The following is a 22379-nucleotide window of genomic DNA, read 5'->3' as shown; positions in this document are numbered from 1 at the left end:
AACCAGTTTACTAGCTAACTACACTGTATAGTAAATAAAAACCCAAAGCGATTAAAGCTACGCCACTAATTCTTTGCACCAGCTGACTAAACCGATCGAACTTAGAAATATTTTTTAGCACCGAGGTAAAGGTTCCGGCAGCCAATAACGGAATGCTGCGGCCGATGGCATAGCAAAATAATAGTAAAAAACCATACCAGACACTGCCTTTGACGGCAGCATAGGCCAGCACTGTAGCGGTGATGGGAGCTGAACAAGGAGAAGCTATAAAAGCAAAGGGAATGCCCAACAGAAAAGCTCCCACCACTCCACTGCCTGGCTTCACCCTATTTAACTTAATCCCAACGCTGGGCAATTTAAATAAACCCAATAGGTTAGCCCCCATCAGTACTGCCACTAAGGCCGCCACATACCAAACCACTTTACTGTCGGTAAATTGCCCCCCTACGGCCGCTACCAGCGCCCCCGCTACGGCCAAGGTGAGCGACAGTCCAAATACAAAGGCCAGCGATAGAATAAAACCCTTCATACGGGAGCGGTCATCATAGCCGCCAACATAGGCCATCACCATTACCGCAGTGGGCAACGTGCAGGGACTAAAGCCACCAAACAGCCCAGCAGTCAGAGCCGCCAGCAATGAAAATGACATGTTATTTCACCACCTGTTCGATCGCCTGGTTAACTTCTTCGGGATTCACATTGCCCTGCCAAGTCTGTACCACCTGGCGCTGGCTGTCCATAAGCACTAACGCTGGGGCGGTCTGCACCTTCATTTCTTCAGCTACTCTCATTAGCTGTTCATAATCTTGTTCTTGATAAACGGCAATATCAAGCCAGACAAAGGTCACTTTGTCGCTGTTTTGCCTTTCAATTTGTTGTACCACCGACCGGTGGTTGGAAAAGAAATCCATGGTGGTGGGTCAGCAATCGTCATTATATGTATACACCACGGCCACTGGCTTGCCCTTAGCAAAGCTATCGTCTAACAACTGAGCTAGCTTAGACGATGTGGTATTAACAGCATTGGTAGAAAACTGTTGGCTGGTAGACACCTGACTGGATTCTGTTTGGCCGCTTTCCACCGATGACACTCTGACATTTTCCTGGTCTTCACCGAGCCACAGCGGTTTGGTAGCCAACGCCACAAAGGCCAGTAAAATTACCCCCAACACCGCCATTTTACTGCGTTTACCCATTTAGCTCCCCCTTTAACCAATATTTGTTTATATAAAAATTTATTATATATTAGCACCGATATTCCAAGCAAACAACCAAAGTGTAAAAGGAATAGCAAAATAATACATAATAAAAAAGTCACTTCCTCCAAGAAAGCGACTTTTTAAAGCTAACGTCAAACATCTACTTTACTTCTTCAATGAATTTTTTAATTTCTTCTTTACTGGGCACCCGGCCGGACATTTTTACTTGGCCATCAATCACCAGGCCCGGCGTGATCATGACACCATATTGCACAATTTCGCCAATGTCCTCTATCTTCTCTACGTTAGCATCCAGATTGTTTTCTGCCAACACTTCCCTTACTCGCTGATCTAAATCTTTACATTTTTTACAACCAGGTCCTAACACTTTGATTTCCATTTATGCGGCCCCTTTCGATTTTTTCTATAACATTAATATGTTTATATAAATATTTACTAATATAATAACATTGTGCGTTGACACTAGCAATTATTATTTAAATTATGCCTTGCCGGTGCGGATAATTTGGGCAAACTCCCTTGGCAAACCCACCTCTTCAATTTCTCTAGCTGTTTGCTCATAGTCATAGGATAATTGAATAAACTTCACCTTTAAATTCCCTTTGTCCACATCTAACAGGGCATAGCCCACCTGGGGATTGCCGTGCTTAGGTTTACCGGCACTGCCCACATTAATCACGTGTCCCCTGGCCACTTGCTTATAATAGGGCAAGTGGGTGTGGCCACAGACCAACACATCACAGTTGTTTTCAGCCAGCAATTGGTTTAAAACTTCTTCATCGGTGTCCTCAAATAGGTATTCGTTAAGCTGCCGAGGGCTGCCGTGTACCAATAAAAATTTCAAACCACCGGCAGTAAATTCTATGCGCTCGGGCAACTGCCGTAGCCAAGCTTTGTTTTCTTCTAAGGTGTGTTCCTTAGTCCAAAGGATAGACCTCTCTCCCAGTTTCATGGCCTGTTCATCTCTATAGTCACAACCGCAGATCAGCCGCATATTGCCAATGGCATCATCATAATTACCCATAATTGTGAAAATACGCTCCCGCCGCAACAAATCAATGGATTTATTAGGCCGCGGACCATAGCCCACCACGTCCCCCAAACAGTAAATATTGCCAATGCCCCTCAGGCGAATGTCCACCAATACTGCCTGCAATCCTAAGAAATTACTGTGTACATCTGCAAAAATGGCAATTTTCAATGCAGTCACTTCTCCTTTAAGCCCACTTTTCTCACACTGGTTAATACATCATAATTTTTAACTTAATTTCAGTTTGACTATATAATAACATACTAATATAATCATTAACAAATCAATTTTGCTGATCTTCCCTTGAAAAACTTTTTTGCCCCCACCCCTAAAAATATCTACTTGCTTACGAAAGATTGAGTGAACGGGCCAGGGGGTAAAGAAAAAGTTATCTGCATCGCATCCCGTTCTAACAAAATTATTGGAGGGATTGGATTTGAAAAAACGTCTTTTGTTAACCTTTGCAACAATAGCGCTGGGAGCTTCCTTGGTGGGAATAGCCAATGCTGATACCATCAGCTCGGCAATAAATCCTGAAAATCAACAACCGGCACAATACCAAACACATATGTCACAACAAAGTATTGATGCTATGAACAAAAATATGGGTATTGATATTACCAATCATAATGCGGCCACCCAAAGCGAGCAAGCCGCTGATGAAAATAACAAAGATTTTATTAACCAAATGAATCAGATGCATGATTCAATGCAAGAAGTTCATAAAAATATGCCTGTGCCAATGGGTAATTGCCTGAATAGTATGTACAGATAAGCAGTATACATAACCCCTGAATGGATCCGTATAGTCCATTCAGGGGTTGCGTATTATAATCAAAATTAATTTTATGAATTCATTCCCAGTGCTGCTACTTACCTAAATTAGCAACTGATTCTCGAATTAATTGGTGGAGTTGATAACGTTGTTGACATTTGCAGTTAAAAATTTAATAATTAGAGCCAAAAATGGCGACGGTTTAGCACGGGATAAGTTGTTAAAAAAACATTACAACTTTATAGCCAAGGTAAGTTCCGTTATTTGTGGCAGATTTCTAACCTGGGAAAATGATGAGGAACTGAGTATTGCTTTAATTGCCTTTAATGAAGCCATTGATGCCTATGATACTGAAAGCAGTGTCAAGTTTACCAGTTTTGCCCATACAGTGATAAAACGTCGATTAATTGATTACTTTAGAGGTCAAAAAAAGTATCAAAACGAGGTGTTGGCCTCTCCAACCAATGATATTGATGAACTTGACGCAGGTATTAATTGCCAATCAATGGCTGAGTATGCTGACAATACAACCCAAGAAAATTTAGTGTTGTTAATTGAAAGATTTAAAAACCAGTTAGCAACATACAACATAGATATTAATCAACTACCTCAGGCTGCCCCTAAACACCGTGATACCAGAGCATCCTTAATGAAGGCAGCACAAGCACTGGTGGCTGACCAGGAGATGGTTAAATATTTACAACAATACGGTCAGTTGCCAATAAAAAAATTATGCCAGCAAACGGGATTAAGCCGCAAAGTGATCGAACGGGGTAGGAAATATATTATTTCGCTATTCATTATTTTAACCGAACCTACTCTGTCACCTTTAAAGCATTTTACCAATTTCCCTTCAGATAATTAGGAGTGTGAGCCATGGAAAATAAAAAAGTCATCATTATGTCAATAGATGGGAAAGAAACAGTTGGCTATACCAATGATGGTGAATTTATTAACGCACCTAAGCAAAAACATCATCAAGTTGGTCAAATTGTAGACATCGGTGAGTTTAGACCTGAGGGCCGCCGATCCTTTGCCGGCTGGCAGGTGGCTACCGCAGCTGCCGCCATATTTTTAGTGGCCTTTATGGGTATCTTTTACCCTCAATTTAACCAAGAAGCCGAAGCCTATTTGAGTGTGGGACTGAACTCCGGTGGTATTGAAATGTGGGTCGATGACAAAAACGAAGTTACCGATGTTAAATACCATGATTCCGCAGAGAAGTGGGATGAAATAAACATCCAAGGAAAAGATGTATACCAAGCGGTCACTATTATTGCTACCGAAGCAAAAAAATCCGGTTTAATAGATGAGCAACAGCAAAACCTAATGATGTTAAATCACTCTCATCATTTGGATGATGAAAAACTCAAACAGTCCGTTTATCAAGGTTTAGGTAAAAACCACCATTGTTTAATAGTAATGGGCAATCATGACATGAGCTTTGTTAATAAAGCCCAAGCATTAGGGGTTACCGCTAGCCAATATTATGTTATTGAAAAAAGTAACGCTAAAGGACATCATTTAACCACAGACCAAATAAAAAACCATCATATTAGAGATGTGCTTAACGCTACCGGCACAACGCCAGAAGAAATCTTCGGCATGGGTATGGGTATGGGTAGCCATATGAATGAAACTGGTTCTGGTATGCAACAGCCAAAACATGACACCAATAATACCAACAACAGCCCTTTGGTACATCCGAACCATATGAAACACAAACAAGAAACAATGGGTGGCCACCATTAAATAAAATAAAACTGCCATTGTTCAAATTAGACTGATGGCAGTTTTGTTCTGCTATAATATAAAAATATCATTTATGTTAACTTCTAAATCAACGAAAATCCCTACTTTAGCTACATCAGCCTCGCCGTATATTTCAGGCGAATCATAATCCCCGTTATCCATAAGCCTAAAAACCATCACTTGCTTCTTTTCTGGATTAACGATCCAGTATTCCCGCACGCCATTTTTTTCGTATAAATGTAGCTTTTTTACGTAGTCCATCGAGGGGCAAGATGGAGAAACTATTTCAACGATTAAGTCTGGGGCCCCTACGCAGTACTTATCAGTAATTTTAGATTTATCGCATACCACAAGTAAATCAGGTTGAACAACCGTTGATGTACTATCCTGATTTTCCCCTTTTTCTGGAAGCAAAACATCATATGGAGAAAAGAAAGGCATACATTTTTTATTGCCAGTCTTTAAGTAATTTTTAAGGATAAAAAACAGGTTTCCACTAATCAATTGATGTTCCGTCGACGGTGCAGGAGACATTGCATAAGGAACACCCTCAATGAGCTCCCAATGATTGTCAGCAGGCCAATTTTTATAGTCTTTGTAAGTGTACCTTTCCTCCTTGTTCGGTGCTACCGGCACTTCCCCACCACCTTATCCATTTATTTCCTAATTATACCTCAAACACTGACTGGAAGTCTACCATGTGCTGAACAGGTTTTCATGTAAATTGACTACTATAGGTTTTTAACATTAAGTGCTCTGAAGGAATTTAATACTGCGAGGACGGTTACACCCACATCGGCAAATATTGCCACCCACATAGTAGCTAGTCCAAAGGCACTCAAAATTAGAACGGCTATCTTGATACCAATGGCAAATACTGTATTTTGACGGGCAATTGCCAGTGTCTTTTTAGAAACCCTGATGGCAGTGGCGATTTTAGAAGGTTCATCGGTCATAATTACAATATCTGCCGCTTCAATGGCCGCGTCGGAACCTAAACCCCCCATTGCAATGCCAATGTCTGCCCGGGCTAAAACAGGGGCATCATTAATACCATCACCCACAAAGGCCAGTTTACCCTTTGCAGTTTTCTGTGTGAATAATTGCTCTACCTTTTCCACTTTATCTGCTGGCAACAGTTCAGCATATACTTTATCCAGACCAAGTTCCTCAGCAACTTTTGAGGCAACGTTTTTAGTATCACCTGTTAACATAACAGTTTGCTCAATGCTAGCTTGCTTGAGCTCTTTAATTGCCTGGGCCGAATCTGCCTTTATTTCATCGGCAATAACGATGTAACCAGCATATACATTATCAATGGCCACATGCACAACGGTGCCGATGAGCTCCCCTTGATAGTAAGGGATATTCATCTTTTGCATCAGCTTAATATTTCCTGCCATCACCCTTTTGCCATCAATTGTTGCAATAACACCGTGACCCGGAACCTCTTCTACATCTGAAATCCGTCCATTGTCAATTTCCTGGCCATAGGCCTGTTTTAAAGAAGTGGAAATGGGGTGGTTGGAGTAGCTTTCTGCATAGGCGGTTAACTCCAATAGTTCCTCTCGAGGCACTCCCTCGGGATTAATTTGCTGAACATTAAATACACCCTTGGTCAGAGTTCCCGTTTTATCAAAGACAATAATCTCGGTTTGGGCCAATGCTTCTAAATAGTTACTTCCTTTAACTAAAACTCCCTTTTTCGATGCCCCACCTATGCCACCAAAGAAACTTAAAGGAATGGATATCACTAGGGCACAGGGACAAGAAACCACCAGGAATATCAATGCTCTATATATCCAAGTATTAAAGGTTGCACCTGCAATGATAAGTGGCGGAATAATGGCAAGGAAAACTGCTATAATTACCACCACCGGAGTATAATACCTGGCAAACTTGGTGATAAATTTTTCGGAGTGGGATTTCTTACTGCTGGCATTTTCAACTAAATCAAGAATTTTATTGACGGTGGATTCTTCATATTCCTTGGTGACCTCTGCTGTGATCACGCCATTAATGTTGATGCAGCCACTTAAAATTTCACTGCCCACTTCCATTTCACGGGGAACGGATTCGCCGGTAAGGGCCGATGTGTCAACCATTGAACTGCCCGCGATCACTTTACCGTCCAGCGGGACCTTTTCTCCGGCTTTAATGACAATAATATCTCCAACCCGCACTTCGTCAGGGTCAACTTTAATCAGTTCATCGCCTCTTTTTACATGGGCGTAATCCGGTCGTATATCCATCAGGCTGGCAATTGATTTTCTTGACTTGCCCACCGCATAGCTTTGAAACAGTTCGCCCACTTGATAAAATAACATCACAGCAACGCCCTCGGGGTACTCAGCAATTAGCATGGCACCAATGGTGGCCACAGTCATTAAAAAGTTTTCGTCAAAGGGCTTACCTTTAATAATGTTTCTAAAAGCCTTTTTAACTATATCCCCACCTACAATGGTGTAGCTGGTTAAGTATAATGCCACTTTAAGCCATTCAATATTCGGATTAATAATCATTGCTACAATAAACAATACTGCCGCAACGATTATTCGCCAAAGACGTTTTTTCATGTCCGCACTTCCCTATGCTTTTTTCATAGTTGTGTCCGGCTCAAAATCTTTAACAATTTTTTCGGCCGCTTGTATAACTGTAGGCATCTTTTGGTCTTCAGCCTCAATAATCAGTTTTTGAGTCATAAAATTGACGCTGGCCTCCTTAACACCATCCAGTTCATTAATAGCCTTCTCCATTTTTGCTGCACAATTCGCACATTCCAAACCTTCCAGAATAAATTTCTTTTTCATAAAAATACTCATCTCCTTATTTTAAATAGCTTGAACAATTGATTACATGTTCATATTTAGATTCAAAAAAATACCTGCTTAAGGTTGTCATAGGGCCTGTTACGCACCCATTAGTTATTGGTTAATCAATCAACATGCTACCGATCCTCGTTTATATGAACTAAACCCTGGTTAAATATTTGTTTTACGTGTTCATCGTCCAAAGAGTAGTATACCACTTTACCTTCTTTTCTGTTTTTTACCAACTTGGCTTGCTTTAATACCCTAAGCTGATGGGAAATTGCCGACTGTGTCATGTTTAATAACGCGGCGATATCACAAACACACATTTCTGCTTCATCCAAAGCCCACAGTATCTTAATGCGTGTTGAATCTCCAAATACTTTAAATAGTTCGGCCAAGTCATAGAGGGTTTCCTCTTCAGGCATTTTAGCCCGCACTTGATTTACAACTTCCTCATGTATGACATCGCAGTGGCATCTTTCAATGGGGTTGGGTTTTTTTGACATTTTCTCACCTACCTTATCATGTGTTCGGTAAACGAATGAACGGTTATTCATATATTATACTTCTATTATATCGCCGTTAAATTGGATGTCAACAGTTATATGAACAAATATTCATATATTAAGATAACACCAATGCTCCCCTTTTGGCTTTTAGCCAGGTCTACCCTAGGGGAGCATCAGTTGTTAGAGCAATCTTATAATACTTCTATTCCCACCACGTCATAGCCAACCTCATCGATGGTTGCTTTAAGCTTATCATCGGCCACTTCATGGGCCAGCTCAACCACTGCATTCTTGCCAGCCAGGTCCACCTTGACGGATTTTACTCCCTCTAACTCCTTTAGGGCTTCCTCAACATGCTTTACGCAGTGTCCACAACTCATGCCTTCAATTAAGATCTTCTTGGTCATTAGCGATTCCTCCCTTAAATTATTTATAACTCAGTTGGTTTAAACCTCTTTAGTCTTAAAGCGTTGGTCACCACCGATACCGAACTAAGGCTCATTGCAGCTCCTGCTATCATCGGGTTTAAAAGAGGGCCGCCAAAGATGTGCAAAACTCCCATAGCAATAGGTATTCCCACTGTATTATATCCAAATGCCCAGAAGAGATTTTCTTTAATATTTTTAATGGTGCTTTTACTTAGCTGGATAGCTGTGGGCACATCCATTAAGTCGCTGCGCATTAGCACTATATCTGCCGATTCCATCGCAACGTCTGTTCCAGAACCAATTGCTATGCCAATATCTGCCTGGGCCAGTGCCGGAGCATCGTTGATGCCGTCACCAACCATGGCCACCTTTTTCCCTTCGGCTTGGAGCTTTTTAACTTCGTTAGCTTTATCCTGGGGTAAAACCTCTGCTAAAATTCTGTCTATACCCACCTGCTTAGCTATTGCTCCAGCAGTTCTCTTGTTATCACCGGTGATCATGGCCACTTCAATACCCATATCATGCAGTATTTTTATAGCCTTTTTACTGTTTTCTTTGACAGTATCGGCAACCGCAATGATACCGGCTATTTTGTTATCTATAGCAATATACATGGGGGTTTTACCGGCCTCTGCCAGCTGGTCCGAAGTTTTTTCTAGGTTTTCTAAAGAAATATTGTTTTCCACCATCAGTTTTTGGTTTCCAAGTAAAATGTTTTGACCGGCTATTGTTACTTCAATGCCATGACCGGGTATCGCTTTAAAGAATTCCAGTTCCTTAAATTCTAAGCCCTTTTCTGTGGCACCTTTAACGATGGCCTCACCCAGTGGATGCTCGGAGCCCTTTTCTGCTGAGGCAGCTAACTGTAACAAGTTGTCCTCGGTGATACCATTTGCAACCACCACATCGGTCACCTTGGGCTTACCCTCTGTGATGGTACCGGTTTTATCAAATACTATCGTTTGTACCCGATGGGCCGTTTCTAATGCCCCCCCACTTTTAATTAAAACACCATATTCGGCACCTTTGCCGGTACCAACCATGATGGCAGTTGGCGTGGCCAGCCCTAAGGCACAGGGACAAGCAATTACCAACACCGATATAAATATTGTCAGTGAAAATACTGCCGATTCTCCACCAAAGAAGTACCATGCTAAACCAGAAATAGTGGCTAAAGTGATCACTATTGGTACAAAGTAACCAGAAATTACATCGGCAAGTTTAGCAATGGGTGCTTTAGAACCTTGAGCGTCTTCCACTAGTTTTATAATTTGAGCCAGAGCGGTGTCTTTACCAACTTTGGTGGCTTTATATTTTATCGTACCGTTTTTATTGATGCTGGCCCCGATAATGCTGTCACCCACATTTTTTTCCACCGGTATGCTTTCGCCAGTTAACATGGATTCGTCTACGGCAGTGGTACCCGCTATCACCTCACCATCCACTGGCATCTTTTCTCCGGGTTTAACCACTATCACATCGCCCACTTCTACCTCTTCGATGGTGATTTCCATCTCTTGGCCATCTCTAATCACTGTGGCTTTTTTAGGAGCCAGTCCCATCAGCTTTTTGATAGCCTCTGAGGTCTTGCCCTTAGAAACAGATTCAAAATATTTACCCAGCGTGATTAAAGTAATAATCACTGCGGCAGATTCAAAATATAAGTCCTCGGCATAACTTGCATCTCCGCCAATAATCTTTACGGTACCAAACAGACCATAGAGGACCGCCGCCGATGTGCCAATGGCAATCAATGAGTCCATATTAGGACTTCCTTTAAACAGTGTTTTAAAGCCAACGGTATAGTATCTATTGCCGGCCATTACAACCGGTACCGTTAAAAGTAATTGTGATAGCGCAAAGGCCTTGGGGTTCATCATCGGATCAATAAACATTGGTAAAGGCAACCCCAACATATGACCCATGGATATATAGAGAAGCGGAATAGTAAATATGGCAGCTATAATAAACTTCTTCCATAATAATTTCATTTCATTTTCTTTGTTCTCTTGATCTGTGTCCACTGTGGTCTCTTCTTCTATCGCCTGATAGCCTGCCTTTTCCACTGCCTTTTTGATGTCGATGGGCCTCACCTTTGCAGGCTCGTAGCTGATCAATAATTTTTCAGTGGCCAGATTAACATTGGCTTCGGTAACGCCATCAAGCTTTCTGGTAACCCTTTCCACCGCTTTGGCACAGGCGGCACAGGTCATGCCCTCAATTTTCAGGGTTTTGCTGGTGGTTTCAATAATTGCCCTATACCCGGCCTTTTCTATGGCCGCCTGAATATCTGCCACCGCAACCTGAGTTTCATCAAAATTTATGCTTAATCTCTCTGTGGCCAAGTTAACGCTTGATTCTGTTACACCCGGCAGCTTTTTAGTGACCCTTTCCACCGCCTTGGCGCAAGCAGCACAGGTCATGCCTTCTATTTTTAGAGATTTAGTTGCCATATATTATCTCTCCATTCTATTTGCCCATTACCTTTGATAAAAGATCTATAATTTCATCTATCTTTTCGCTGCCTTTGTCATGCTTAACCGCTTCTACCACACAGTGATCCATATGCTGTCTTAAAATTAGCAAATTAGCCTTTTTTAAAAGCGATTGTGCCGCCAAAATCTGGTTGGACACATCTACACAATATCGGCCTTCTTCTATCATCTTAATGGTACCTTCAATTTGACCCTTTGCGGTTTTTAGCGCCTGCACAGCTTTGTATTGTTCATTGTTCATTTTATACCTCCTCCCCCCCGGGGGGTGGGGGGTAGTTAAATAATAATACTAAAATCAAAATATGTAAACCCTTTTTTAAAAATTCAGTCATTAATTAACCTTTATTTTACCCACAACCTAGAGGAATTTAGCATTTTATATGGAAACCAATTATATTTATTTATAATAGAATAGCTTCGTGTCGGGGGGTAAGGCGATTGAAGTGTGAAATATGTAAAAAAGCGGTAAACAGAAACTATGGCAATGCTTATCATGTATTATGCAAAGAGTGCAGCAATAATGATACAGCTGAGCAGATAGAGTATAAAGTGACCAAAGCAACGGCAAAAAATAAAATAGACATTTATCCTAAACCTATCACTAAGCAATCTGTTATTGGCTTTCTCATTTTAATATCTATCTACGGTTTAATAATGATGTTTGCTTATCAACTATCAAAATACTATGGTGAGCATCTGTTTCTGCCTATTGTAGCAATAATTGTTCTGGCATTTATTTTATTAAGCACCACTAAGAACATATATAGTAAAAAATTGATTCACAACTGTATCATCGCGCAAGCAGTTAGAAAGAAACTAAACAAAGAATTAATAACCAGCATAATTATAATAGTTGTTTCTATAACGCTCATATTATTAATTGCAAACAAAACCAGTGATTACTATAACTACCTTTTAAAGGAAATGCATATCCATAGTTTATGGCAACTCTTCAACTTAGAATTTATGAGGGACATGGAAGCTTATGCCTATAAAAGCAACGATGTTATGTTATATTATACCATCCTTGAAGTTCAGGATGGTTTAGCAAGTTTATTAAGTATGTGTGCATTTTTTGTAATGGGTATGGCCCTGTTGTATAGTGCGTTGCAATCCGAAGCAATTTCCAAAATTGGCATACTTACTGCAGGAACAATCTTAAAATGGGAAAATATCACTTCATATGGTTGGAGTGAATATTATGAAGATCAAACCATCAATAAATCTACGGGGTACTATGACTTAGAATTAACTCATCGAAACGGAAAACTACTGTCTTATGTCTTAGGGGAAAAGGAAAGCCATAAAAGGTTTAAGATCAGTGCCACAGATATGGATAAAGTAGATAAGTTGCTGAGTGATGAAATAAAGAACTAACTGTTTTTATCTCAAGAATTATGGAATTGGTTTGAGGGTGATTCTCTCTTACGCAATGCAGTTGGGGTAACCATTGCGGTTATTTTAATTGACCTGTTAGAGTTATTATACAAGCGGAAAATGTCGTAGCCTGTTTATCGATAATTAATTAATGATATAATTAATTAAGGGTTGAGCAGAAAGGAAAGGCTATGGACAAAATAATTACACTCTTAGATAGCCAAGGACCTTTGACCGGAAAAGAATTGCTGGAAAAAATAAATATGGATGAATTTTCAACTTGGAAGTTTTGTAATAGCAGTGACAGGGTGGTTACCAAAACAATTGGGGATAGATACCTACGTCTTGATAGACAGGTGGATGGATATGCCAGACTTTCTCCCTCTATTATCAGAGAGTTTTATGGATACACCATAATTGGTACCGAAAATAATGTACATGACATAATAATAAAAGCCAAGTTGCTGCACCAAGAGATAATTGCAATCAGCAAGAAGAAATTTGAACTGGCGCAAAGGGTAATAACAAAAATTGTTGAATCCCAACAGGCCTCAGAAGCTATAAAAACCGGTGTGTGTTTTATTATTGCAGGGGATGTGGCATATGAAATGTCGCATTTAGAACCCAGGCCCGAAGCATCCACTGGCGAGTTAGTTAAGGGTTCTGACCTTGATATTGTTGTGATTACCCAAGATTTATCTGATGATATTATCAATGCCCTTGATCTATCTATATACGATCACAAAAACTTCCTTTTAAAGAACCCCAGTTATAACGAAGAGATAGATTATATTATTAAAGATATTTCCAAGGTAAAGGAGCAATTGCAATTCAATAGTTTTGAGTCCATGGTTGCTTCAAAAATCCTTTATGAAGGTAAATTTCTCTTTGGAAATTTCAATATTTTTAATCAAGTTAAAAAAATGCTAAATGATGAAGGTATACCTGAAAAAATAAGAGCTTTAGAGGAAAAAGCCCTTATTAATAGAAATAATGCCACAACGTATTTATTAAACCACCAAGGCAAACTAACCGCGGAGGAAAACATGAAACTGTTCTACACCAAAGAGGAAAAGGAAGAATTTTTTTAGGGTTATAGATATACCCATCACATCATGTGTTACAAAATAAAAAGAGGCTGTTGCAAAACGTTTTGCAACAGCCCCAATTATATTAACTAACAAAAACCATAATCTTGCTTCAACTTCTCTACATGCCTATAGTGTTCAAGACCCTGTAGTTTTGAAGCAGCATCCTTATCCAGCACCACAGTAATTCCCCCACTGTGCAATTGTATTGCCGAAGCAGTGATTTGGGCAGTGATGGGTCCTTCAATACATTTTGCTACTACATCAGCCTTTTTTACTCCATTTGCAATCATGATGATATTTTTAGCTTCTAAAATTGTTCCAATGCCCATGGTTATGGCAAAATGTGGCATATCGGCTCTGTCTATTCCAGCCTTTTTATAGAAACTCTCATAATTATCATTAAGGGTTTGCTGTGTTAAGGCCTGGATTCTGGTTCTAGATGCCAGGGATGATCCGGGCTCGTTAAAGGCCCAATGTCCGTCGCCGCCGATACCAAGAAGTTGTAAATCGATGCCACCGGCTTTTTTAATTTCTTCTTCATACCATTTGCAAAACTTCTCTGGTTCCTTTGTCATTCCATCGGGAAGATATATATTTTCTTTTTTAATGTTGATGTGTTTAAAAAGCTCTTCGTGCATAAATCTTGCGTAACTCTGGTCCAAATGGTAGGGCTTATCCAGATCAATTCCTATTCCGTAATACTCATCCAGGTTAAAGGTTTTAACTTGGGAAAAGTCCAGTCCTTCTTCCTTGTGCATTCTGACCAGTTCTTTGTAGGTACCTATGGGTGTGCTTCCGGTTGCAAGTCCCAGTACGCAATCCGGCTTTGATTTTACTAAGCGGGCAATAATATCAGCGGTATATTTGCTCATTTCATGGTAACTATCTCTTACTATAATATCCATTGGTCTTGACCCCTCTGCAAAGTTTTGTATATCCAATTAATATTATATATTCTCTTCTTTATATTTTCACTAATATTTTAAATTCCACCTGCAATATATAACATTTTTTATTTGACCATATAACAAAATAATAATATACTTAATAATTATATTTAAATATTTATATAGGCTTAATATATGCAGGAACGCTCAATTATTGCAAGTTAAAGGATGAATGAGGGAGGCTAAAATATGGCAGAAAAAAGTCTTTCTACTCTGGACAGGTTTTTAACGCTATGGATTTTCCTGGCCATGGCCATTGGTGTCGGTCTGGGCTATGTATTTCCGGACATCGCTGATTTGTTGGACCACATGTCGGTGGGCACCACTTCTATCCCCATTGCCATCGGTCTGATTGTAATGATGTATCCACCATTGGCCAAGGTGAAATACGAAGAAATAGGCAAAGCCTTTAAAAACATCAAGGTGATGGGCCTATCGTTGATTCAAAACTGGATTATCGGCCCCTCGTTAATGTTTGTGCTGGCCATTGTTTTTCTGCGGGATTACCCTGAGTACATGATCGGACTTATTTTAATTGGTTTAGCCCGCTGCATCGCCATGGTGATCATTTGGAACGATCTAGCAGATGGCGATAACGAATACGCTGCCGCTTTGGTAGCAGTTAACTCTATTTTTCAGATGGTGTTCTACTCCATTTATGCTTACTTATTTATCACTTTAGTGCCGGGCTGGCTGGGTATGGAAGCCATTGAAATTAATATTTCGGTGGATGACGTTGCCAAGAGTGTGCTAATTTACCTGGGCATCCCCTTTGCCGCCGGCATATTGACCCGGTTTATATTGTTACCTCGCAAAGGTAAGGAATGGTACGAGAAAGAGTTTATTCCTCGCATTAGCCCACTGGCGCTAATGGCGTTGTTATTTACCATTGTCATTATGTTCTCACTGAAGGGTAAATACATCATCGAGTTGCCGATGGATGTGGTACGCATCGCCATTCCGTTGTTAATTTACTTTACCATTATGTTCTTTTTATCTTTCTTTATGAGCAAAAAGACCTGTATCAACTACGGCCAAAGCACCACACTGGCCTTCACCGCTGCCAGCAACAACTTTGAACTGGCCATTGCAGTGGCGGTGGCCATCTTTGGCATTGAATCCGGTGCTGCCTTTGCTGCCGTTATCGGCCCACTGATTGAGGTCCCAGTAATGATTGGTCTGGTAAACGTAGCACTGGGCTTTAAAAAGAAATACTTTCAAAATTAACTCAGGGCCACAATTGGGCTGAACAGGAAAGGCAATCTGTGTTCAGCGCCTTCATCCCAGCAAAAAAAGCAGAATAAACATTAGCATACCAAAAAACCACTCCTTAGCGAAAACTATAGAGTGGTTTTTTCCATACTATAGAGGAATTCAGCGTTTTATATGGAAGCCAATTATATTAATTCTGAGATGATATCGGGAGGACATTCCACTAAAAACAGCTTTCACCACTATTCTTGTCATCACCGCCTTCTTCGGTATATTAATATTTATGCTTTATCAACTATATAGATATAATGAACAATTAGCCCTACCTATTTTAGCAGGAATTATTCTAATATTTTTAATGAAAAATATAGCGAAGAATGTATACTATAGAAAACTAATTAGCAATATATAATTGCTCATTTAGTTAAAAATAAACTAAACCAAGATGTTATATTTGGCATTATTATTATAGCTATATCAATTGTAGGTTTTATATTAGAAGTAAACAGAATCAATGATTCCTATGCTTACCTTTTACAAGAAAAATACATCCACAATGTGTTTCAAATGTTTAACTCAGATTTGTTGATTAACCTGGAAAGTTACGCCCGTAACAATAATCATGCCATGCTATACGATACCGTTCTTACCATGCAAAACCGCTTGCAAAGATTACTAAATATATGTGCAATTTTTGTAATTGGCGTTGCATATTTACATAGTGGCTTGCAGCTAGACGCCATTTCTAAAATTGGCCTACTTACAGGAGGAAGTGTCATCAGATGGAAAGAATTCACTTCATATAATTGGGGTGAATATTACCAAGATAAAGCTACTATCGGGAGTTATGTTGGCTACTACCAGTTAGAATTAGCCAGTGAAAACAGCAAACTACTAACTTATATCTTAAGAGAAAAAGAAAGCCGAAGGACTTTGAAGATTAGTGCCCAAGATAAAGATAAAGTTGATAAGTTCCTCAGTAGCGTAATAGCTAACTAACCAACACATTGAAAGGATAAATTATGAACAACGAGCTATGGCCAGTGCCACTGATTTCAATAGCAACTGGCACAATTTATTCAATAATTTCTTTTACCAGTGTCCAAATTATCGCAAAGGGCAGTTCGGAATGGACAATAAGTATGGATACAAGTCTGCAGCCATTGTCTCCATTTACTTTTTAATAATTCTGGTATTAGAACAGTTACTTTTGGCAAAGGTGGTATGATGCCAAAAAGATATTATCCAAATAAGCAAAATAGTTCCATTATTTAAATAAGGGGGTAAAAACTTCTACTTTGCATTTCAGTAATTGGTCTATTGTTAGTTGGTATATTAGTTTATGTTTATTATTGGGCCTTCTACGATATGGACAGACTTCCCAAAGGGGAATTAATTACAGAGGCTGATTCTCCAAATGGTACATATACCTTGAAAGCTTACTTGTGCAATGGTGGAGCAGCTACTTCATATGCTGTACTTGGAGAGTTGAATTATAATGCCGAAGAAAAAGAACCAAAAAATATCTATTGGAACTACAAAGAGAGCACAGCCAAAATAGTTTGGCTTGATAACGACACCGTTATAATAAACGGACATGAATTAGACGTTCTAAATGAAAGGTATGATTTCAGGCGAGAGTATTAAACTTGGTAGTTATTTTAACATTATTAATAACCCTATAACCAATAGCACAAATCCTATTGTTATAGGTGAAAATGACACCAATTCTTCCATAATAAAAATAGCTTTAATGAATTTTAACATGGTTTTGACTAAATTTGCCTTATAAATTTTAGAACTACAGAAGATCACATTATTCGACAACTGTCTTGATCCACCCAAGCTATAAGCATTATGCCAGTTTATGGATATCATATGACCAAATATATTCCATAATTGATTACTATTTATTTACTATAGAAATTTAATAATCCTTATCCTTTAATTATCTGATTGAACATTGTAAAAACAATTGCCAGTAATTTCAAATTTCTAACTACTGACTACATATAATTAGATATAAATCAATGTAGGGGGGCCTTTAATATGGTATGCATAAATTATAAGAAGGTTTCTTTGGTTATCTTTGATATTTGTTTTCTCATAGTTTTTTCGGTTCTAACCCTTATTCATCTTTGGTTATATATCTTGCTTGCAAACCCATCACCAGTTCATATTACTATTCTTGAATTTAAATTTTATATTGGTTTTTCCTTCTTTTTATTTCTATTGGCCTTTGTATACCTGATATTTCAAAAAGTAACAAATACTTGGCAACGCATTAAAATAGCAGTGATTAGCTTCTACGGTTTAGTAGGCTTATTTTGGTGGTTATATGCTATCTCTTTTTCGCTAAACACACAGAATCTATACAAAATTTGTGCATACTCTGGTCTATTATCCAGTAGCGGGATACTCTTTTATAGCCTCTGGAAGTTTCGTTTATTAAAGAATAAAAATTCACCACCAACTTAGGGGAGTTATTCAAGAAATGGATATACCACTAAATCGTTGCTTAGAGGTGATAAAAATGAAATCTGGTCGCTCAATTATTTTAGTACTAATTTCATTAATTTTACTTACTGCCTGTGGTCAAGACCAAGGTATTATTGAGAAATTAAACAAAGAACATCATATCACAAAAATCAACGAAGAGAAGTTCTTATCTACAGTGCGTAAAGGTAATGTGGAGGCAGTCAAACTTCTATTAGAGTTAGGTTTAATGCAGTTTTAAGTTCGGGGCTAATCCCGCTGTTATTTTTGGGTGCGGTAGTTTTGTTAATCATAAAGAAGTACAACATATCCTTACCCCCGAATTTCCACAAAAAGGATAAAAGGAATTTAAAAAGCCAAAAAACCCCTTAACCCTTCTCTACCCTTGCTTTAACCCCTGTATTATCAAGCATTACAGGAGCTTTCCCTGTTTTTCCTCGCTCTTTCCCAATTAGAATTGAAAAAAAACCACGCCTTGGCAGGCGTGGTTTCTGAAGAACTTTATTTGGTTCGGAAGGACTTTATTTTCTTGATACAACAAATCCTCATACAACCATTCCCCTACTCCACAGTAACGCTTTTGGCCAAATTCCGCGGTTTGTCTACGTCGCAGCCTCTGGCAACGCTCATGTAGTAGGCAAACAGTTGTAATGGAATTACCGTTAGTACTGGGGCCAGCAGCGGGTGGGTGGTGGGGATGTAGATGGCGTGATCCGCTATTTTTTCCACTTCTTTATTTCCTTCCATGGCCAAGGCAATTACCGAGGCATCTCTGGCCTTTACTTCTTTGATGTTGCTAACCATTTTATCAAATAGGCTTTCTTGGGTGGCCAGGGCGATTACTGGCATGCCTTCCACAATTAAGGCCAATGTGCCGTGTTTTAGTTCTCCGGCAGCATAGGCTTCGGCATGAATGTATGAGATTTCCTTTAGTTTAAGCGAACCTTCCAACGCCACCAAATGGTCGATGCCACGGCCGATAAAGAAGGCGTTTTCCTTGTCTTTATAATCCTTGGCAAACTGTTCGATGGCATCGGTGTTGTCCAGGATTTTTTCGGCTTTAACATAAAGTTCCTTCAATTCATTTATCATGGTGCTTAGTTCATCCGCTGCTATGGTGCCCTTTTCTTGGGCCAACCACAGACCCAACAGGTACATGCAGATGAGCTGGGTGGTATAGGCTTTGGTAGATGCCACCGCTATTTCTGGGCCAGCCCAGGTGTAAATAACATTATCGGCCTCCCGGGCGATGGAGCTACCCACAACGTTGGTCACCGCAATAGATTTGGCTCCCAAGCGTTTGGCCTCCCTTAGGGCCGCTAGGGTGTCGGCCGTTTCCCCCGATTGGCTAACCACAATGACCAATGATTTTTCATCCACCAGCGGTTTCCGATAACGAAACTCCGAAGCCACATCCACTTCCACCGGCACCCTAACCAGTGATTCCATCACTTGCTTGCCCACTAAACCGGCGTGGTAGGCAGTGCCGCAGGCAGTAATATATACCCGATTAATGGTATTGATAAACTCTTTATCTAAGGCGATTTCATTTAATATTACGCCATCGTTTTCCGTTGAAATACGGCCACTGAGGGTATCCCGCAGCGCCCTTGGTTGTTCGTAGATTTCTTTGATCATAAAGTGCTCATAGCCACCCTTTTCGGCTTGGCTTTCTTCCCAGGTGACTTCAAACACTTCTTTGTCAACGGTTTGGCCATGGGCATCCAGTACTTTGACACCATTGGCATTTAAATCTACAATTTCCCCATCATTGATGATTAGTGTGCGGCGGGTGTGTTTTAATAGAGCCGGGATATCTGAGGCTAGAAAATTCTCACCTTCACCCAAACCCACCACCAATGGGCTATCCTGCCGGGCAGCCACCAAGCGCCTGGGTTCATCCTTGGCCATCACCACCAAGGCATAGGAGCCTTCAATTCGCTTTATCACTTGTCGCACTGCGGTCAGTAAATCACCCCGGTAGTAATGCTCTATCAAGTGGGGCAGCACTTCGGTATCGGTTTCGGATTTAAACCGGTGACCCCGTTGTTGCAACCATTCCCTCAGTTCCAAGTAGTTTTCAATAATACCATTGTGCACCACGGCAAACTGACCGCTGCAGTCGGTGTGGGGGTGGGCATTTTCATCCGATGGCCGACCGTGGGTGGCCCAACGGGTGTGACCAATGCCCACGGTGGCGGTTAAGTCTTTGCCCCTTAACTGTTCCTCTAAAACCGAGAGGCGGCCCACTTTTTTCTCCAGTCTTAACTCTCCATTTTCAAATACCACCACACCGGCTGAATCATAACCACGGTATTCTAGTTTGCTTAAACCTTCTATTAAAACAGGCGTAGCTGCTTTGTTGCCTGCGTAACCAACTATTCCGCACATATGCTGATGTCCCCTCTCTTTCAAGTCATTGTTTCCAATATCGCTATTCTCTATTTAACACTATAAAAAATTTAAAACCGTGGCCATAACCACGGTTTTATTTGTTACTTTTTTCACTTGCCCTTATATTTAGATAGTGGTTCCCTGTTCACCAGATGCTTTTGTGCTGCAGTTGCCTGCAGTTTTGTGGCATCGTTGCGGTCGTGAACAACCGGGGGGCACCCGCCGAATACTCGATAAACCCCCTCCTCGTCAACCCGTTAACTAGTAAGGGTTCTGGCGCTTGACATTATTCAGTTGTCCTGAGATAAATCATTTAAGCTATTCCAGCAATCACCCCCTTAACTAAGTTGTTCTACCACCGATACCAGTTTTTCCACCACTTGCTGCAGTTTAGCTTGATCCTTAGCCTCAGCCATTACCCGCACCAGTGGTTCGGTACCAGACGGACGCACTAATATACGGCCTTCGCCCGCTAAATACTGCTCGGCCTCAGCAATGGCATCCTTCAGTTGTTTGCTGTTCATCACTTGATTTTTATCGCTAACCCGCACGTTTTGCAACAGTTGTGGATACTGCTCCATTTGACGGGCCAACTCTGACAGCGGTTTACCGGTTTCTTTAACTACCGCCAACAGTTGCAAGGCAGTGGCCACACCGTCACCGGTGGTATTGTGATCTAAAAAGATGATATGTCCAGATTGTTCGCCGCCCAGGGTGGCACCGGTTGCCAACAGTTTTTCCATTACGTAACGGTCACCCACTTTAGTTTCCACTACGTTAATGCCACTGTTTTTTAGGGCGGTATGCAGGCCAAGGTTACTCATTACCGTTACCACCACGGTATCTAGCGGTAACATGCCTTTCTCTTTTAAGTGTTTGGCACAAATCACCATAATGTGGTCGCCATCCACCAATTGGCCGTTATTGTCTACCGCCAGCACTCTGTCGGCATCACCATCGTGGGCCAAACCCAAGTCGGCTCCGTATTCGATCACTTTTTTCATCAGCATTTCTGGGTGGGTAGAACCACAATCAGCATTGATGTTCACGCCATCCGGTGTGTTGTAAATGGGTATTACTTCGGCACCCAGTTGGGCATAAACCTGGGGAGCCACTTGGTAAGCAGCACCATTGGCACAGTCCACAACTATTTTTAAGCCGGTTAAGTCGACATTGATGGTGCTGCAGGTATGTTTAACATATCTATCCATGGCATCGCTAATTCTATACACCCGTCCCAATTCTCCAGCTACGGGAACAGGGTAATTAACATCCCTTTGCATTACCATCGTTTCAATTTGTTCTTCAATGTGATCGGACAGTTTGTAGCCACTGGGACCAAAGAATTTAATACCATTGTCCTCCACTGGGTTATGGGAGGCCGAAATCACCACTCCAGCGGTGGCCCCCAGTTCTTTGGTTAAAAAGGCAATGGCCGGTGTGGGCATTACTCCCACCTTATAAACGTCCACCCCCACTGAACAAATGCCAGCCACTAAGGCTGCCTCCAGCATATCGCCAGAAATTCTGGTGTCGCGACCAATTACTATTTTAGGCACATCACCTTGATCAGTTAAAGCGTAAGCACCGGCTCGACCAAGTTTAAATGCCAGTTCCGGGGTCAGCTGGCGATTGGCCACTCCCCTAACTCCATCGGTACCAAAAAGTTTCGCCATAAATTTCCGCCTCTTTCTTGTTTGGTTATAGACACAACAAATCACCGTAATTATACTTGTAGCTTTTTGTATTGTCAATTTTTATTATATGTCCTCTGGTAGATCAGCGTTAATCCCTGATTTTAACACTTGCCTTTTAAATAAAGAAAAAGGCCCAAAACTGA

The 22379-nt window shown here is 40.6% G+C and carries 24 protein-coding genes; 9 read left to right on the top strand and 15 right to left on the bottom strand.

The features are described from left to right. Positions 1–10: 10 nt before the first annotated feature. From V6C27_11215 to V6C27_11195, 5 genes are all read right to left on the bottom strand, one after another. Positions 11–649: a cytochrome c biogenesis protein CcdA gene (locus tag V6C27_11215; GenBank protein MEG6616987.1), complete on the bottom strand. Its 639-nt coding sequence runs from the start codon at positions 647–649 to the stop codon at positions 11–13. 1 nt (position 650) lies between these two features. Continuing rightward, entirely contained in the window at positions 651–911 is a 261-nt protein-coding gene (locus V6C27_11210) for a hypothetical protein (protein MEG6616986.1), read from the bottom strand. Positions 912–920: 9 nt separating this feature from the next. Further along, positions 921–1196 carry a hypothetical protein gene (locus V6C27_11205; GenBank protein ID MEG6616985.1) on the bottom strand — a complete coding sequence of 92 codons (276 nt, stop codon included), beginning with the start codon at positions 1194–1196 and terminating at the stop codon, positions 921–923. A gap of 163 nt (positions 1197–1359) precedes the next feature. Next, complete coding sequence (locus V6C27_11200; GenBank protein ID MEG6616984.1) at positions 1360–1599, bottom strand: thioredoxin family protein; 240 nt, start codon at positions 1597–1599, stop codon at positions 1360–1362. A 102-nt stretch (positions 1600–1701) separates the two neighbouring features. Further along, entirely contained in the window at positions 1702–2421 is a 720-nt protein-coding gene (locus V6C27_11195) for a metallophosphoesterase family protein (protein ID MEG6616983.1), read from the bottom strand. A gap of 265 nt (positions 2422–2686) precedes the next feature. On the opposite strand from V6C27_11195, the gene V6C27_11190 reads away from it, so the two are divergent. The 3 genes from V6C27_11190 to V6C27_11180 all read left to right on the top strand — a co-directional run bounded on the left by V6C27_11190 (position 2687) and on the right by V6C27_11180 (position 4777). Next, complete coding sequence (locus V6C27_11190; protein MEG6616982.1) at positions 2687–3025, top strand: hypothetical protein; 339 nt, start codon at positions 2687–2689, stop codon at positions 3023–3025. A gap of 148 nt (positions 3026–3173) precedes the next feature. Next, a complete protein-coding gene (sigI, locus tag V6C27_11185; GenBank protein MEG6616981.1) occupies positions 3174–3890 on the top strand; it encodes an RNA polymerase sigma-I factor in 717 nt (238 codons plus the stop codon). An 11-nt stretch (positions 3891–3901) separates the two neighbouring features. Continuing rightward, on the top strand, positions 3902–4777 hold the full coding sequence (locus V6C27_11180; protein ID MEG6616980.1) for an anti-sigma factor domain-containing protein: 876 nt from the start codon (positions 3902–3904) through the stop codon (positions 4775–4777). Between the two features lie 51 nt (positions 4778–4828). Here V6C27_11180 and V6C27_11175 read toward each other — a convergent pair whose 3' ends face one another. The 7 genes from V6C27_11175 to V6C27_11145 form a co-directional block, all read right to left on the bottom strand. Next, positions 4829–5413, bottom strand: a complete 585-nt coding sequence (locus tag V6C27_11175; protein MEG6616979.1) for a Uma2 family endonuclease — start codon at positions 5411–5413, stop codon at positions 4829–4831. Between the two features lie 95 nt (positions 5414–5508). Beyond that, positions 5509–7353 (bottom strand): heavy metal translocating P-type ATPase, encoded by a 1845-nt coding sequence (locus V6C27_11170; GenBank protein ID MEG6616978.1) that lies wholly within the window; start codon positions 7351–7353, stop codon positions 5509–5511. A 12-nt stretch (positions 7354–7365) separates the two neighbouring features. Next, positions 7366–7587, bottom strand: coding sequence for a cation transporter (locus V6C27_11165; GenBank protein MEG6616977.1), 222 nt, complete (start codon positions 7585–7587; stop codon positions 7366–7368). Between the two features lie 137 nt (positions 7588–7724). Then, a complete protein-coding gene (locus V6C27_11160; GenBank protein MEG6616976.1) occupies positions 7725–8096 on the bottom strand; it encodes a metalloregulator ArsR/SmtB family transcription factor in 372 nt (123 codons plus the stop codon). Positions 8097–8290: 194 nt separating this feature from the next. Next, positions 8291–8506: a cation transporter gene (locus tag V6C27_11155; protein MEG6616975.1), complete on the bottom strand. Its 216-nt coding sequence runs from the start codon at positions 8504–8506 to the stop codon at positions 8291–8293. Between the two features lie 23 nt (positions 8507–8529). After that, positions 8530–10980, bottom strand: a complete 2451-nt coding sequence (locus tag V6C27_11150; GenBank protein ID MEG6616974.1) for a heavy metal translocating P-type ATPase — start codon at positions 10978–10980, stop codon at positions 8530–8532. Between the two features lie 16 nt (positions 10981–10996). After that, positions 10997–11263 (bottom strand): metal-sensing transcriptional repressor, encoded by a 267-nt coding sequence (locus V6C27_11145; protein MEG6616973.1) that lies wholly within the window; start codon positions 11261–11263, stop codon positions 10997–10999. A 197-nt stretch (positions 11264–11460) separates the two neighbouring features. On the opposite strand from V6C27_11145, the gene V6C27_11140 reads away from it, so the two are divergent. Continuing rightward, positions 11461–12399: a hypothetical protein gene (locus V6C27_11140; protein ID MEG6616972.1), complete on the top strand. Its 939-nt coding sequence runs from the start codon at positions 11461–11463 to the stop codon at positions 12397–12399. A 191-nt stretch (positions 12400–12590) separates the two neighbouring features. Next, positions 12591–13490 carry a hypothetical protein gene (locus tag V6C27_11135; GenBank protein MEG6616971.1) on the top strand — a complete coding sequence of 300 codons (900 nt, stop codon included), beginning with the start codon at positions 12591–12593 and terminating at the stop codon, positions 13488–13490. A gap of 86 nt (positions 13491–13576) precedes the next feature. Here the strand turns inward: V6C27_11135 and nagB are convergent, their stop codons facing one another. Next, entirely contained in the window at positions 13577–14395 is an 819-nt protein-coding gene (gene nagB, locus V6C27_11130) for a glucosamine-6-phosphate deaminase (GenBank protein ID MEG6616970.1), read from the bottom strand. 231 nt (positions 14396–14626) lie between these two features. On the opposite strand from nagB, the gene arsB reads away from it, so the two are divergent. The 4 genes from arsB to V6C27_11110 all read left to right on the top strand — a co-directional run bounded on the left by arsB (position 14627) and on the right by V6C27_11110 (position 18386). Then, a complete protein-coding gene (gene arsB / locus V6C27_11125; protein ID MEG6616969.1) occupies positions 14627–15664 on the top strand; it encodes an ACR3 family arsenite efflux transporter in 1038 nt (345 codons plus the stop codon). 552 nt (positions 15665–16216) lie between these two features. Beyond that, on the top strand, positions 16217–16648 hold the full coding sequence (locus V6C27_11120; GenBank protein ID MEG6616968.1) for a hypothetical protein: 432 nt from the start codon (positions 16217–16219) through the stop codon (positions 16646–16648). 303 nt (positions 16649–16951) lie between these two features. Beyond that, complete coding sequence (locus tag V6C27_11115; GenBank protein MEG6616967.1) at positions 16952–17296, top strand: DUF5412 domain-containing protein; 345 nt, start codon at positions 16952–16954, stop codon at positions 17294–17296. Between the two features lie 886 nt (positions 17297–18182). Beyond that, a complete protein-coding gene (locus tag V6C27_11110; GenBank protein ID MEG6616966.1) occupies positions 18183–18386 on the top strand; it encodes a hypothetical protein in 204 nt (67 codons plus the stop codon). 320 nt (positions 18387–18706) lie between these two features. Here the strand turns inward: V6C27_11110 and glmS are convergent, their stop codons facing one another. Continuing rightward, complete coding sequence (gene glmS / locus V6C27_11105) at positions 18707–20536, bottom strand: glutamine--fructose-6-phosphate transaminase (isomerizing) (protein ID MEG6616965.1); 1830 nt, start codon at positions 20534–20536, stop codon at positions 18707–18709. Positions 20537–20877: 341 nt separating this feature from the next. Further along, positions 20878–22215 (bottom strand): phosphoglucosamine mutase, encoded by a 1338-nt coding sequence (gene glmM / locus V6C27_11100; GenBank protein ID MEG6616964.1) that lies wholly within the window; start codon positions 22213–22215, stop codon positions 20878–20880. Positions 22216–22379: the final 164 nt, after the last annotated feature.

The organism is Peptococcaceae bacterium 1198_IL3148, from assembly GCA_036763105.1.
Classification (GTDB): Bacteria; Bacillota; Desulfotomaculia; order Desulfotomaculales; family Desulfohalotomaculaceae; genus JBAIYS01.
The sequence above is the reverse complement of the archived record's forward strand: the minus strand, read 5'-3'. Positions and strand labels throughout refer to the sequence as shown.